The organism is Paenibacillus sp. CFBP13512, from assembly GCF_005233705.1.
In the GTDB taxonomy this organism is placed as follows: domain Bacteria; phylum Bacillota; class Bacilli; order Paenibacillales; family Paenibacillaceae; genus Saccharibacillus; species Saccharibacillus nuruki.
Genome location: NZ_QGAD01000011.1, coordinates 145415 through 161114 on the forward strand (window position 1 = coordinate 145415; position 15700 = coordinate 161114).

At 39.2% G+C, this 15700-nt stretch carries 12 protein-coding genes; 4 read left to right on the forward strand and 8 right to left on the reverse strand.

Features of this window, described 5'->3' with window-relative positions; translation table 11 throughout:
• Positions 1-67: 67 nt before the first annotated feature.
• The 4 genes from PaeCFBP13512_RS16295 to PaeCFBP13512_RS16310 form a co-directional block, all read right to left on the reverse strand.
• A complete protein-coding gene (locus PaeCFBP13512_RS16295) occupies positions 68-703 on the reverse strand; it encodes a DUF4411 family protein (RefSeq protein WP_137224573.1) in 636 nt (211 codons plus the stop codon).
• Entirely contained in the window at positions 696-1262 is a 567-nt protein-coding gene (locus tag PaeCFBP13512_RS16300) for a hypothetical protein (protein ID WP_137224575.1), read from the reverse strand. The genes PaeCFBP13512_RS16295 and PaeCFBP13512_RS16300 overlap by 8 nt, the downstream gene beginning before the upstream one ends.
• 223 nt (positions 1263-1485) lie before the next feature.
• Positions 1486-2529 carry a C40 family peptidase gene (locus PaeCFBP13512_RS16305; protein ID WP_137224578.1) on the reverse strand — a complete coding sequence of 348 codons (1044 nt, stop codon included), beginning with the start codon at positions 2527-2529 and terminating at the stop codon, positions 1486-1488.
• A gap of 101 nt (positions 2530-2630) precedes the next feature.
• Positions 2631-3929, reverse strand: coding sequence for an alpha-glucosidase/alpha-galactosidase (locus PaeCFBP13512_RS16310; protein ID WP_069329700.1), 1299 nt, complete (start codon positions 3927-3929; stop codon positions 2631-2633).
• A gap of 175 nt (positions 3930-4104) precedes the next feature.
• Here PaeCFBP13512_RS16310 and PaeCFBP13512_RS16315 point away from each other — a divergent pair, with 175 nt between their 5' ends.
• The gene (locus PaeCFBP13512_RS16315) at positions 4105-4968 is read left to right on the forward strand and encodes an AraC family transcriptional regulator (RefSeq protein WP_241669410.1); all 864 of its coding nucleotides are present in this window, start codon (positions 4105-4107) and stop codon (positions 4966-4968) included.
• A gap of 14 nt (positions 4969-4982) precedes the next feature.
• On the opposite strand, the gene PaeCFBP13512_RS16320 is transcribed toward PaeCFBP13512_RS16315, so the two are convergent.
• On the reverse strand, positions 4983-5765 hold the full coding sequence (locus tag PaeCFBP13512_RS16320) for a helix-turn-helix transcriptional regulator (protein ID WP_137224579.1): 783 nt from the start codon (positions 5763-5765) through the stop codon (positions 4983-4985).
• Between the two features lie 291 nt (positions 5766-6056).
• Here PaeCFBP13512_RS16320 and pyk point away from each other — a divergent pair, with 291 nt between their 5' ends.
• Complete coding sequence (pyk, locus tag PaeCFBP13512_RS16325) at positions 6057-7472, forward strand: pyruvate kinase (protein ID WP_069329703.1); 1416 nt, start codon at positions 6057-6059, stop codon at positions 7470-7472.
• A 186-nt stretch (positions 7473-7658) separates the two neighbouring features.
• On the opposite strand, the gene PaeCFBP13512_RS16330 is transcribed toward pyk, so the two are convergent.
• Positions 7659-9170, reverse strand: a complete 1512-nt coding sequence (locus PaeCFBP13512_RS16330) for a methyl-accepting chemotaxis protein (RefSeq protein WP_441343338.1) — start codon at positions 9168-9170, stop codon at positions 7659-7661.
• A gap of 304 nt (positions 9171-9474) precedes the next feature.
• Between PaeCFBP13512_RS16330 and PaeCFBP13512_RS16335 the strand changes: the two genes are divergently transcribed.
• Positions 9475-9798, forward strand: coding sequence for an MGMT family protein (locus PaeCFBP13512_RS16335; protein WP_137224584.1), 324 nt, complete (start codon positions 9475-9477; stop codon positions 9796-9798).
• 19 nt (positions 9799-9817) lie between these two features.
• Here the strand turns inward: PaeCFBP13512_RS16335 and PaeCFBP13512_RS16340 are convergent, their stop codons facing one another.
• The gene (locus tag PaeCFBP13512_RS16340) at positions 9818-10606 is read right to left on the reverse strand and encodes an SDR family oxidoreductase (RefSeq protein WP_137224587.1); all 789 of its coding nucleotides are present in this window, start codon (positions 10604-10606) and stop codon (positions 9818-9820) included.
• Positions 10607-11092: 486 nt separating this feature from the next.
• Between PaeCFBP13512_RS16340 and PaeCFBP13512_RS16345 the strand changes: the two genes are divergently transcribed.
• Positions 11093-12157: an HD-GYP domain-containing protein gene (locus PaeCFBP13512_RS16345; protein WP_083243678.1), complete on the forward strand. Its 1065-nt coding sequence runs from the start codon at positions 11093-11095 to the stop codon at positions 12155-12157.
• Positions 12158-12207: 50 nt separating this feature from the next.
• Here the strand turns inward: PaeCFBP13512_RS16345 and PaeCFBP13512_RS16350 are convergent, their stop codons facing one another.
• On the reverse strand, positions 12208-15660 hold the full coding sequence (locus tag PaeCFBP13512_RS16350) for a DEAD/DEAH box helicase (protein ID WP_137224590.1): 3453 nt from the start codon (positions 15658-15660) through the stop codon (positions 12208-12210).
• Positions 15661-15700 lie beyond the last annotated feature (40 nt).

The following is a 15700-nucleotide window of genomic DNA, read 5'->3' on the forward strand; positions in this document are numbered from 1 at the left end:
GTTAATATTCACTTCGCATGTTCTGATGATCTTTATTTATTCGATTATTTAGAATTTCATTCATACTTTACAATAACAAAGCAGATTCGATACTACGTTTCATTTCTTGAAATTTCACATCTTGTAATACTTTATCCATAGCTTCTTGTGGAATAGTAATGTATTGCTTTTCAACAAAATCATATAAACACTTAGATCCCGATGGACATAGAAAAAGATAAATAATAAAATCTTTAATATTTCGAGTTACTAATACACCTTCATTCATGTAAGCAGAAGCCAAAATGCGAGCGTCAGAAGCTTGCAAGTAAGTAACTTTATAAGGCTCGTTTCCATTTATTTCAACAGGTTGAATAACATCGCGATAATTACCTATTACATAACTACTTAACAAGCGTAGTTCTAATTCTATAGCTGACGGTAATACATAATGATCCATATCAAAGTGATTTAGTAATTCATCAATCTTTTGATTCACTGAATCTTTCAACTGATTTCTTTGCACAAGTAACTCATTCTTAACCTCTAGAGGGATAAGAACATCGGCTTCTTGATTAGTCGACTCCTCTATTATTTTATTCCAAAAATCAATAGCTGCTTTTCGATGTTTTTTAACATTAACATCATTTCTTTTATCCGTATGGTATCTAAATAGATTAGTATCTAGTACATATGTTGTTGAAAGTAGAGGATGATTACTCATTATTTTTATGCTCTATTTGTATACCATTTTGAGATTCTGTCCATAATTCTACAGCCATTTGAGAAGCCCTAGATACCTTTTTAAACTTCTCAGCTCTTTGTTGTATAAAATCGAAAAAATCATTTTCTTCTTTAAATTGATCTGTTAGGATTCTCCAAGATGAGTTTTCCCCTGCTACTTGCTCGGCTTGATATTTTCCATTTATACAATTTCGGCGTACTTGCTGTGGAGTAATCCCTTTATATAATGAAACTTCACGCACGTTGAAATATTTAGGATAATTCAAAAGTAATTCTTCTTTATATTCTTCATCACTGTATTCTATAATCCGCTCAATATTTTCCTGCATTGCTTTCTGTTCCATTTTCTTATTAAATTCCTGTATCTTCTGATTAGACAATTTTCTTGCTTTTAATCGCTCTTGATTACGTTTTATCTGTTGTTGCAAAATATAATCTTTTAGTAATTCATGTGCCAATTCAGGATCTACTTGCATTTCGTTTGCTATCATTTTTTCCAAAAGCGTTCGATCATGTTGACGCTCTTTTAGAGTACTCATAGCATCAGCTCCTTTGGTTTGATATGTTCAATATACTATAAAATATAAAGAACATAAAGAACATTTGGAACCTTTAGAACATTTTATAAAGCAAATTCATCTATATTTAGTTGGAAATATTCTTTTGAAAATATCAATACTCAATTAAAAAAATTCAAATAAAAAACTCTATACCCTTTTCAAGGCATAGAGTTCTGATTAATCTTTGATTTTGAGCATCATTTTAATCAAGATATCTTCTAGCACCTGCAAATTCTTTAGCATAAGCGCTTGTGTTGATTGAAATGATTTCTACCGTTTTACCTGCTTTTGGTGAATGCATCATTTGTCCATTCCCAATATACATGGAGACATGGTGCACACTACCTTTGCCGTTTTTAGTTGCAAAGAACATCAGATCTCCCGGTTGTAAATCATTCCAGCTGACCGCTGTACCTTCTTTGATCTGAGCTGAAGCATCACGAGGTAGGGCTATACCATGATAACCGTACACCGTCGATGTAAATCCAGAACAATCGAATCCATAGGCTGAGATACCTGCCCACAAGTAAGGCAATCCTAGAAATTGCTTACCTGTTGCTACCAGATCAGCACCTGTTGGCTTAGGAATATCCTTCAATGATTCATATACCGCCACGTCTGATTGCTTTATCCATGACTTACTTTCATCCGGTGTCCAGACTTGCACCCAGTTCCCTTCTTGAGCAATCACAGGAAAACGTGTATTAAAACTAACTTCAATACGTTTGGTGGTCTGATCGGCATTGTATACAGGAGCTTTCTTAGCACTCACTATCGCTACAGGGCACTGGCTATAATTGATAGTACTTAATGTGCTAACTTGCACTTTAGGCAACCAACCTGGATAACCATATTTGCTTTTGGGTGTCGATTGTCCCACAACAGCAACTTGTGCCCAATCCCCTTTGACTTGTAACAAGCGTACTTCTTGTCCATACAAAGCTTGTGTTTCTGTTTTGCCAGTTAACCATCTACGCTGTGTAGTGGAAGACATCGATGACGTCCACTTTTTCATATCGACTGGACTTGATAACGAAGGGGCATCTAGTTTACGTTCTAATCCGGGTTGCTTCCATAAAGTCGCTACAGAGACATTAATATAATGTTTGCGTACTTTAGTATTGGTCGAGCAGATATCTGTGCTTGAAGTCGATGTAGAACTTGCGCCATACATCGTTGGCATGAATCCTATATATAGTAATAAGACGCTCAGTAATGACAAAGACCATGATTTTTTACTCATCATTTAGCATATTCTCCTATGTTCTTCAAAGTGATGTTAGACTTTATCATAACATGCCTGTGGAGCATAGGAGTACCATTTCGGCTATATTTCTCGCTAGCTTTTTAGATATATTTAGGCAACCAATCTCCATGTGCTTCGATTAATTCATCACACAGTGCCACGATATCGTCAATTGATAACTCGGCAGCAGTATGAGGATCAAGCATAGCCGCATGATAAATATGTTCTTTTTTGCCTGTGATCGCCGCTTCAATCGTCAACAATTGAGTATTGATACTTGTGCGATTCAACGCCGCTAATTGTGGAGGTAGATTGCCTGCATACGTTGGCGTTACACCTGAAGCATCGACCAGACAAGGCACTTCGACACAAGCTTCTGTTGGCAAATTCGGAATCAGACCAGTATTCATCACATTGGCTCCGATTTTGTACGGTGTATTTGTTTCGATTGCTTCTAAAATATAAGAAGCGTATTCCATACTACGTGTATGCTGGATATGCTCACTCGCAAATAACTGTTCTTTCATTTCATTCCATCCTTTGATCTGCTCTACACAACGACGTGGGTATTCGTCTAATGGAATATTGAACTTCTCGATCAATTCAGGATACTGACGCTTGATAAAATACGGATGATATTCTGCATTATGCTCAGATGACTCGGTCACATAGTAGCCGAATCTTAACATCAACTCAAAACGTACCATATCATCGTGTTTGGTTTTTTGCTTTTCAGCGGCAAGACGTTTAATTTCAGGATAGAGATCGACACCATCTCGTGTCACTTCAAGTAACCATGCCATATGATTAATACCTGCGATTTTCGCCTGAATGCCCGTCTGGTCGATACCGAGCGCTTCAAATAAGTTCGGAATACATTGTTGTACACTATGGCATAATCCCACTGTCTGAATCCCGCCATAGGTATTCATCACATTGGTCAGTACCGCCATCGGATTGGTATAATTTAAAAATAAAGCATTCGGACAGACTTCACGCATATCTTTCGCAAATTCAAGCATCACTGGAATCGTACGCAAATTACGGAAGATCCCGCCTATGCCTAACGTATCTGCAATCGTTTGACGTAATCCGTATTTTTTAGGAATTTCAAAATCAGTGATCGTACATGGATCATATCCGCCGACTTGAATCGCATTAATCACATATTTAGCGCCACGTAGCGCTTCTTTACGGTCTTGATACGTCACAATTTCACATGTACTGCCTACGGTGTTTTTAATACTATTTAATAGATTTTCTGATTCTTGCAGACGGTTGAGATCGATATCATATAGAGCAAGTTCAAAGCCTTGCAAAGCTTCTGTTAACATCACATCACCTAAAACATTTTTGACAAATACAGTACTACCTGCGCCGATAAAAGTAATTTTATTCATGATTATTTCCCTCCATATGTAGATCTGATGAAGCGCCTTCAATACAATTAACTATAGAGGTAAGCGCTTTATAAGAACATAGAGTAAAGTATCATAAACATGGTATAATCCCATTTTATCTTTTTATTTATGAAGTCAATATGTACGATATACTAAAGATATATAGATAGCGATTGTGCTTTGGAAAGGAATCGATACGATGTTGCTTAACCATTTACCGTATACGCATTACACTCATTCGGTATCTTACCCACCTATGGATTTGAACCTATTATTTTTTGGAACTGAACAATGTACGGCTAATCACGCATGGGGCCCCGGTGTTAGAGATTCGTATATTCTTCACTATATTCATCAAGGATCAGGTGTTCTACGAGTTCAAGAGCGAGAATATCATCTTACCGCAGGGCAAGGGTTTCTGATTTTTCCAGATGTGATTATGAATTATGAAGCAGATGCAGATGATCCGTGGGTCTATACGTGGATTGGATTTAAAGGGATCAACGCCAAATCATTAATGCAGCGGGCGCATCTGACACTCGATCATCCTGTGTATGATAGTCAGGGACGGTCATGGTTTGAGCATTTTTATGATCAATTGTTAGCCGCTTATAATGAACCGGGCGAAGATGTCTATGCGCAAGGTATGTTGTATCAGTTAATCTATGAATTAATAGCTTGTGCTCCTGCATCAACTACTCCATTACGGGTAGCTCCTTCAAGAGAACGTTATTTGCAACAAGCGATTGAATATATTGAAAATAGCTACAGCCAGAAGATTAGTGTACTGGATATCGCTGCTTCTGTCGGTCTGGATCGCACCTATTTATCCGGTCTGTTCAAAGCGGAACTTGGTGTATCGCTTCAGCAATTTATGATCGAATACCGAATGAAACGAGCGTTAGAGTTACTTCATCATAGTCAATTATCAATCAGCGATATTTCACGTTCAGTCGGGTACACAGATCCATTTTTATTTTCTAAAATGTTCAAAAAAGTAATCGGTCATTCGCCAAAACAGACTCGTGAGCGATTGTAGTGCGTATATTTTAGTTATAAAATCGGTGGACGATCTTGCATCAATTCAGAAGGAACAGTCCCCATCATGCGCTTGAATACACGATAAAAGTAAGACAAATCACGATAGCCCAAAAATTCAGCAATCTCTGCAATCGTTAATTGAGATTCTGTCAACATATACACCGCACGCTTCATCCGCTGATGATGGACATAGTCACTGATCGTCTGATTGGTAACACTTTTGAACAGATTAGCGGCATAATTCGGTGTTCGCTCAATCACTTCACCTAATTGTTCTTTGGTGATACGATGGTTGTAATTACGCTGAATATAGTGCTTCATCATATCGACTAATTGATGTTTGTCTGCACTGATTAACTTCTGATCGTATTCACGACTGACTTCAATTAATAACTGCATTAACAACGTCTGTGTCATCAATTCGTAATACGGTGTATGCTCTGTCCATTGCAAAATAATCACTTTTAGCTTTTCATGAATAAGATCATAACAGCCTAGTTTGAGTCTTAACGGCTCGGCTTGATGCAAAATCGATAATTCCAAATCTGCTTGTTGCACACGGAAATAAATGACTAATTTAGTGTGCATCATAGTAGGAATACTTTTGCCATAGTATGCAAGATGAGCAGGAATAAGTAGCATTTCTCCCTTTTCAATAATCTGCTTTTGCTCATTCACCCAATATACACATTTTCCATAAGTCACCAGACTAAGGCAATAGATCTGTCCTCTACATGGCTCTTTCTCATACCAATCTACCTTGTCATGCTCCTGTATATCAACAATCTCCAACATGTGCATCTTTTCTCCTTTATCGCAAGTTCAATCCTATAATATGAGCATTTCCGACATCACTTTTTCTATTTTAGCGTACTATAGTCTACTAATTGTACTATAGTTCATAGCATACTGTGTTTATTACAGGTACAATAATTTATGAAAAGTGTTTTATCGCATATAGAATAATCACGAAATTGATTATGATTTTCGTACAATCAAGTTTATTGAAAGAAATATGAATCGATTTGATTGTGCGAAAATCATTCAAGTGTATACTAAATAAAATCGCTTCTAGGAGGATAACCAATGCTTAGAACTAAAATTATCTGTACGATGGGACCTGCTTGTGATTCTGTAGAAATGTTAAAAGAAATGATTAAAGCAGGTATGACGGTAGCTCGTCTGAATATGGCTCATGGTGAATTAGAAGATCATGTGATGCGTATCCAGAATGTACGTCAAGCTGCTTCTGAACTGAATACATTTGTTCCAATTATGATGGATATCAAAGGACCTGAAGTCCGTATCGGTAAATTAAGAGAAGCTTCCTGCGAATTACGTGCAGGCGGGCAATTGATTTTGACAACAGATGAAATTTTGGGCGATGCTGAACGTATCGGTGTAAACTATTCTGAATTAAATGAAGTTGTTAAAGCAGGAGATCGTATTCTTATTGATGACGGTCTGGTGGATCTGAATGTACGTGAAATCAGAGGAAACGATATCTACTGCGATATTATTAGCGGTGGTACACTCAAACCTCGTAAAGGTGTAAACTTACCGGGTATTCACACAACTTTGCCAGGGGTAACAGAACGTGATGTTATGCATATTCACTTCGGATTAGAGCAAAACATCGAAATGATCGCTGCTTCTTTCGTTCGTAAAGGCGACGATATTCGTGAAATTCGTGGAATCTTAGCTGAAAACAATGCAGAACATGTTCAAATCTACTCTAAAATCGAAAACCAAGAAGGTATGACTAACTTGAATGATATTATCGTTGCTTCTGACGGTATTATGGTTGCTCGTGGTGATCTTGGGGTTGAAGTTCCGATTCAAGACGTACCGATGATGCAAAAAGAAATGATCGATAAATGTAACTTAGCAGGTAAACCTGTTATCGTTGCTACACATATGTTGGAATCTATGCAAGTGAACCCGCGTCCAACTCGCTCAGAAGTCAGTGACGTAGCGAATGCAGTATTGCAAGGCGCAGACGTAGTCATGTTGTCTGGTGAATCCGCAGCAGGTAAGTATCCTGTACAATCGGTTCAAACGATGGCAGCTGTTGCACAACGTGCAGAGACGATGATCGACTACTACGAGCAATTTTCTAAAAAAAGAGCAGCACACTCTACCAACATCACAGAAGTGATCAGCCAGAGTGCGGTAAGTGCTTCGCTTGAACTAGCGGCTAAAGCGATCATTATTTCAACAGAGAGTGGATTTACCGCTCGTATGATCTCCAAATACCGTCCACAAGCACCTATCTTTGCAGTCACTCAACATGATTCAGTAATGGCTAAAGTATGTCTATTGTCGGGTGTGATCCCGGTTAAAGGCGACGCTGTAAGCACTACTGATGAGATGTTCGAATCTGCTACACGTAATGCCATCAACACAGGTTACATCAACAAAGGCGATGTTATCGTATTATCTGCTGGTGTGCCAATTGGGCAATCTGGTAATACCAACTTGCTCAAAGTACAACAAGTATAATTTCATCATTTAGTATGATTTGAATAAATATCAAAAAGACCTGTATCCGATACTTTGTGAAAAGTGGTCGGTGTACAGGTCTTTTTGTTTTGAGTATCTTTTGAACATCTATAGAAATAAAAAGAGTACTCTTCTGTTAGTTTATGCTATATACATAGACTAACGTAAAACTCTCTTCATCTACACTTAAATTTGTTTCGCAAAATCAACAAGAGACTCTGCCATATGATTAATCTCATCCATAGAAGCATTTACCTGTTGAGTTAACGCGGCTTGGGTCTGTGTCATCGTCGTCATATTACCGATATGCTCTAGAATCTGTTCGATCAATTCTTTCATATCGCTTAAGCTGGTTTCGATATTTTCGGTAGCAGAAGCACTATTTACAGCTAACTTACGAACTTCATCGGCGACTACTGCAAATCCCATACCCAATTCGCCAGCACGTGCGGCTTCGATCGCTGCATTCAGTCCTAACAAATTCGTTTGGTTCGCAATTTCACGAATAAAGGTAGAAATGTTTTTGGTTTCGTCTGCACTGTTTTTCGCTTCATTGGCGGCTTCAGTCGATTTCTCTTGAGCAGAAGCTACTTCTTGCGCTTGTTCGGATACGGATGCCATCGCTGTTGTCATTTCGCTGATCGATTGAGACAATTGTTGCATACGGTTATTCATGCCTTCCACAACGATATCTTTATTTTTTTCAAACGTAATATCGCGAATCGTTCCTGCTACACGTACCGGTAATCCTTTGCTATCTCGAATCGTTGCGCCACCTGCATGGTACCAACGGTATTCTCCATTTTTCAACTGTAAACGGTAATCTATATCGAACGGTGTGCGTCCTGTATGATCATTCAAATGGGCTGCAAAAGCATTCAAAGAATACTCTTTATCTTCAGGATGTAGACGATCACTCCAACTGCTTAATACGTTAGGGAAATCTTTCTCATCTTGGAAGCCCAGTGTTGAACGAAATTGTGGGGACCACCAGAATGCATTATTGGGATTCACTGGATCGCCTGCAATCACTTCCATATCCCACGGTGCTTCGATCAATGCTTTATTAATCAGATCATAACGAGTAACAAGCGCTTGTAACTCTTGTTCTTTTAACTTTTTGTCATGAATATCGAATAGAGCTCCAGCCACACGTAAAGGCACACCTTGACGATCACGAATCGTTGTACCTGTAGCTTGGAACCAACGGTATTGTCCATTTTTCAATTTCAGACGATATTCGATATCATAAGGAGTACGACCGGAGTGATCTAGTAAATGCGCTGCAAAAGCATCTAGTACAAATTGTTGTTCTTCAGGATGAAGTAGAGATGCCCAGCTATCTAATACATTCGGGAAATCATTTTCATCACGGTAGCCGATCATATGACGGAATTCATCTGTCCATGTAAATTTGTTACTTGGGTTCACTGGATCACCAGCAACGACGTTCATATCCCATAATCCAACTTGAATCGCTTCAGTCACTAGATCCAGACGTAGTGAAATATCTTTTTTCTGATTGTATAGTGTTTCTAACGCTTGATTCATATGGGTAACCAATGCTTGTACTTCAGGTGAAGCGTCAGTTACTTTTAACTGTGGTAATTCTTTTTGCTGATCAATTTGGGTTAGAATTTTTTGGCTTTCTTCAACAAGGGAATGAAGTGAAAGACTTGATTTTTTCGGTGAGAAAATAGACATTTTCCGGTCTCCTTTAGATTACATATATATATAATTTGATGAACAATGATAAATATCAGCAAAAACACGACTTTTTTCTTATATCTTATATTCTTTATTTCGTACCTTTGACTCTCTTATTGTATAAGACTTTATACCCATTATATCTAAAAATCAATCTTTTTATTATAAAAAAAGTGTATTTATTACAATTTTCGACATATTTTGTAGACAAAAACGACTTTTGGTGTCTGTATTTAGACCTGAGGAATTTACTTATTTAATAACTATATACAAGAGAATGATATAGGAGGATTATATGCAACCATTTACTGAACGTGTTATTCATATTATTCAAGCTATTCCTTATGGAAAAGTGATGACCTATGGGCAGATTGCGGCAGAAGCAGGAAGTCCACGCGGAGCTAGACAAGTAGTACGCATTTTACATTCGATGAGCGAGAAGCATCATCTTCCGTGGCATAGAGTGGTGAATATTAAAGGAGAGATCGCTATCGCAGACGATGAATCTCGCTTTCTTCAGCAGATGTTACTGGAAGAAGAAGGAATTTCATTTGGTCTCCATCCGATAGTCGATCTCTCCCTGTATCGTTACGAATATAAAGAATCTAAGGATATCTGATCCATATTTTATATTCTATTTATATAGCTTTGATGGTTCCTCCATCTACAATTAAGGATTGTCCAGTGACATACGTATTTGCAAAAGAACCATAAAAGACAACCATTCGTGCGAACTCTTCCGGTGTACCCATTCGACCAAGTGGAATCTGTGCATTAGTTTGCGTTTGTAGTTCTTCAACAGATATCTGCTGAGATTGGGCACGTTTGCTATCTAGTTCGATAATACGGTCTGTAGCGATACGTCCGGGTGCGACGGTATTGATTAGAATCCCTTTTGACCCGTATTCTGAAGAAAGTGTTTTGGTCAATGCTTGAATACCGGCACGAAATACATTCGATAAAATCAAGCCGTCGATCGGTTGTTTGACAGAGGAAGAAGCAATATTTACGATTCGTCCACCTGTATTTGCTTGTAGTGCAGGTAAAGCGGCACGGATCAAGCGAATAGTACTCAGCAGATTTTGCTCAAAAGCTTGTTGCCATTGCTCATCTTCCATATCTGCAAATGTTCCTCCAGGAGGTCCTCCTGCATTGGTCACTAATACGTCTAAGCGACCTTTGCGTGTAATCGTCTGTTCAATGGCTTCTTTGATTTGTGTAGCATCATTTATATCCATTTGTACAATATCTACTGTTGCGCCTGTTGCTGAAACGATCTCTTCTTTCGCTTGTTGCAACTGTTCAAGATCACGACTAGCAATCGTCACTTCTGCTCCTTCTCTGGCAAATTCTAGTGCGCTGGCTCTGCCTAATCCTTTACTAGCCGCCGCAACAAATACAGATTTCCCCTGCAATCCTAAATCCATGTGAAAACCTCCTAAAATTGTGTGATTGATTTCCATAATCTCTCTGGTTCATTTTAAAAAATCCCTATATAATTCATGTAGCTTCGTGAAAAACTTTTTTAATTGTAATTTGAACTATTTTTTATAATTTCTCACAAATTTGCTTACATAATTTATTAAATAAGTGTGAAGTGTCGATATAATGAGTATACCCATTTTGTGCGGAATCCAATGTGATTTTCTTTTATCATATTTGGTATATTACGTATCACTTATTGAAATTATACTTCCATCGTATAGACACGAACCGAAATAACATAAGAAAACTTACCCATCCGGCTGGTTCGAGGTTTTTTTAACCTTGTTTATTATGATTGTCGAACGATTCAATAAGACGCTCCTATAAACTCTACGCTTAATAAGCTAAGTGGAATTGTTACCTTAAACTATTATAGATGGAAGTGACTACTATTGAGGTTGATACCTGTTACCTCCCTACAGCCGGGAATGCGATTAGCCAAAAAAATATACAATGATGAAGGAGTCGTACTCCTTTCTGTAGATGCTGAATTAACCAACGGAATTATTCGTAAACTACATAATCATGGTCTAGATTATGTCTATATTCAAGATGCTGACACTGATGATATCGTGGTTGAAGATATTATTACTTCAGAGACACGCCGCAAAGCTTTACAAGAAATTCAGGTTGGATTTCGCAGTCTGATTGATCCTCAAGCTCAGAAAAAGAATTATCCTTTAATTGGACGATCGTTCTCAGGAGTGGTCGATTCTATCCTTAATGATATCAGTACCGATCCTGAAGTGATGATCATGTTAATGAATATTCATGTCAAAGATCAATATTTGTATCATCATTCATTAAATGTATGTATTTATACCCTTTTACTTGGCAAAGTTCACGGATACTCCACAGAAGAATTGCATGTTCTCGGTATTGGTTCACTGTTACATGATATTGGCAAAATCAGAATACCTAGCTCTATTTTGTCCAAGCCTGAACGACTCACCGATCTGGAATATGAAGAAATTAAGCTTCATACGGAATACGGATTCAAAATGTTAAAAGACGAACCTGGCATTCCTCTTCTTGCTGCACATTGTGCTTATCAGCATCATGAACGATTGAACGGAAGCGGATATCCGCGCGGAATTACAGAACCGGATATTCATGACTATGCGAAATGGATCGCTATTGCAGACTCTTATGATGCATTGACGACAAGTCGTGTGTATCGCTCTGCTCTACTGCCTCATCAAGCATTGGAAGTCTTATATGCAGGCTATGGAACAATGTATGATAAGTACATGATGGAAATTTTCAAAAGTCGTGTTGCGATCTATCCGATCGGTCTTACGGTGGTTTTGAGCAATGGTCTTAAAGGTGTTGTTGTTCATATTCATAAGTCGATTACTCAGCGTCCTATTATTCGGATTCTTTATAACGAAGCAGGCGAGCGGTTAGCTTCTCCGTATGATCTGGATCTACTGGCTCATCATTCGATTGTGATTGCAGGTGTAGAAGGTCTGAACACGCACATGCATACGTAATGATTGCTTATAACTAAAGTTATACACACTTAACTATAAAAAGAGATTCGTCAGATCATTAAGATCTGGCGAATCTCTTTTTCGGTTAACGCTGTTAAGGCTGGTTGATCATTGCCAGCTTGGATCACTTCGTCGATTAAATGCTTTTTGGTCTGCTGTAATTCATACATCTTATCTTCGACAGTGCCTTGCGCGATTAAGCGAATGACCTGCACTGTATTTTGCTGACCCATTCGGTGGGCACGATCGGCGGCTTGCTCTTCTACCGCAGGATTCCACCATAGATCATATAGAATCACCGTATCGGCTCCTGTCAGATTCAGCCCTGTGCCTCCTGCTTTGAGCGAAATCAAAAAGATATCTCGCTCTCCTTCATTGTACCGATTGCAGAGTTCTACACGTTCCGCTACAGGTGTACTTCCGTCCAGATTAAAATAAGGGACTTGAGCTTGCTGAAGCTCTCGACCAATAATCCCCAACATCTCGGTAAACTGAGAAAAGATCAATAATCGCTTACCTGCATCCAGACTTTCTTCCACAATCTCTAACAGCTGTTCCAGCTTGGCTGACCCACCTTGATACTGTTGGATAAATAGCGCCGGATGACAACACAACTGACGTAGACGGGTAAGTCCGGCTAGAATTTTGATTTTATTTTGCGGAACTGCTTTGTCATTTAGATGTTTCAGTGCATCTTGTTGTAGCCTAGCTAGATAGGCGGCATATAGTTTTTTCTGTTCTGGTAAAAGTTCAGACACCAGCATATGCTCCTGCTTATCCGGTAATTCTTTCAGCACATCTTTTTTCAATCGTCGCAATACAAAAGGACGGATGCGCTTCGCAACTACTTCTTTGGAGAGATCAGCAAATGACTTTTTATCGCCTAACAACTGCGGGAATACCACATGCATAATCGCCCATAATTCGTAGATCGAATTTTCAATCGGTGTGCCTGTTAATGCAAAGCGATACTGAGCTTGAATCTGCTTCACTGCTCGCGCCACTTGCGTAAGATCATTTTTGAATGTCTGCGCTTCATCCAGGATCAACGTGTGAAAAGAAGAATGGTGCGCTTGTTCTAGATCACGACGTAGTAATGGATACGATGTGATAATCACATCAACTACAGGTTGATCACTGGTCTGAGGGTTTAGCGATTGATACCACCGCCGATTACGTTCCGTTTTGGTACCATCGATCAGACAAATATTCATTTCGGGCGCAAACCGCCGAATCTCATGTTGCCAGTTGTACATCAGCGAAGCCGGAGTGACAATCAATGCAGGCTTGCCACTTTGCCGAATATCCGATAAGACTGAAGCTAGAAAAGTAATACTTTGTAACGTCTTCCCAAGCCCCATATCATCCGCCAGAATACCACCGAATCCATAATGAGCCAGTGTTCTCATCCATTGATAACCATACTGCTGATAATCTCGCAAAATAGGAGCTAAATGCTCTGGTACAGCTTCTTCCCGTAGATCTGGATTACGCATATTTTCCAATAATAATCGTAAAGACTTGCCAAATTGCACACTTTCGTCTTGCGATTCTTGATCCAACCCTGCTAAACCTTGCATCAGTGGCATACGCATCTTCAACTGTCCGGTCTGTTCTTCACTGGACTCAAGGTCGATCAGATACTGATCCAGTGGCATCGACTTCGCCATACCCGTTTGCTGAATAAAAGCGATAATTTTGCGAAACTCTTGTTGTTCCAAAGGTAATAATGAACCATTAGGTAATCGATGGTAGCGTCGTTGTTCTTTTAAGGAGTTCAACACTTCAATAATCTGAGATTCTGCTATCCCATCTAACTCTAGAGTCAGTTCTAGCCAATCATGACGTGGATCGGTATTTACTTTTAATTTGGGTGCAGACAAAGGATTGTATAATTTGGCTTTGACAGCTGATGTAGCATAGACTTCGACCCACTTTTCTAAACGGGGCAACAGATGATAAAGAAACTCATATTCAGCGTCTTCATCGGTCAAAAAGTACCCGCCTTCTGTCTGTACAAAAGAACCTTCATCTAGCAACATCATAATCTCTTCTTCTTGCTTCCCATCTCGTAACAAAATCTGCCCTTCAGGTAATTGCGTTCCTTGCATATCCAGTGGATTGATGGTGACTTGTCCGTATTGGAATTCTAAGCCTGCTAATAAACGATCACGTACACGATCTAGATACAATCGTGCTTGAAGCGGTGTGCGTACAATATATTCGGAGACTGCACGGGTCATATGAACTTGACCTAATGTCATTAACCCGGGAATCACTTGCTCGATAAAAGGTTCTAATTGTTCTTCAGGGATCGTCATTGTCTGGTGTGTTCGATATTGTGGTGAAGCTTGCAATACCGATTGAAGTTCACTCAGACGCTGACACTCGTTTTCAGGCACATGAATAATCTGACTATAAGAGATTACCGTTTCATACCATTCCATGACGATAAGGTGTTCTAGACCTTCTACATGCAGTTCATAACGAGGTGGTGCACTTAACGACTGCAAAGGGTTGATTGGATCTGCTGATAATGGTTCATGACGATCCAGTTCAAATTGAATCGGCAATGCTTCTTCACTGGATACGACCGCTCCCCATTGCTGACCTGTATGTTCCAATACGGTAGAAGAAGCTTGAGACAATTCTTGCAAGATTTCCTGCCAGTGTGATGCAGGAATTAATAACAGACGAGGATTTTGCCTTGCTACAACACCCTGTGATTCCCAGCTTCCATATTGCTGTTCTTCTTGCATAATATCCAGTAGATGCTGAATAAGACGGTCATCGGTACGGGTAAAGCTATGCAATTCAGGATCATACGTAAATGCTTTGGAAAAATAATAACTTTCCCGGCGCTTCACATGTTCCAAAAATTCGATAACCTGTTGCACAATATACAGACGCTTGGGTCCTATTTTCATCTCTATTCCAATACGATATTGTCGATTACCATAAGCAATTGGCTTACAGATCCATTCCACTTGAAGAGTCGTTCGCGTCTCAAAGTAGGCTCGACTGCCACTAGGACGCTGTTTTTTGTCAGCAAATAAAGATAGCAAATGCTGTGTTAATTGCGCGGCATCCGCGTGCTGTTGCTGTATAAGCTGTTCTGCTTCCTGCTGATGGTCTATCTCTTGTTGTAGTTCGATCGATAACCCTTGTGGCTTCACCGCTGACTCTATTAAGATCGGCACAATCCCTTGCTGATGCGCATAATAGATATGGATCAATACAGCCGCTATATGCTGACAATAATGATCGTAAGAGGACAAAGAAGGACAAGTACACTGAGCATACACTTCCCCTTCTTCATCTATATTTAAAGAAACCTGCTCTGTCAGTTTCGCTCGAATATGTACAATGGCTTGGTACACAGAAGATGATTGATCATACTGAATAAAGGATACTTTACCATTACGGTAATACGATTTCCCTTTAGCAAAAGCAGTTTTTCCACACCATAATTCGATAGTTGGCAAATGAAGTTCGGTACTCACGTTGGCATCCTCCTTGCTGAAAGTAGTTCAGGTCTATCTT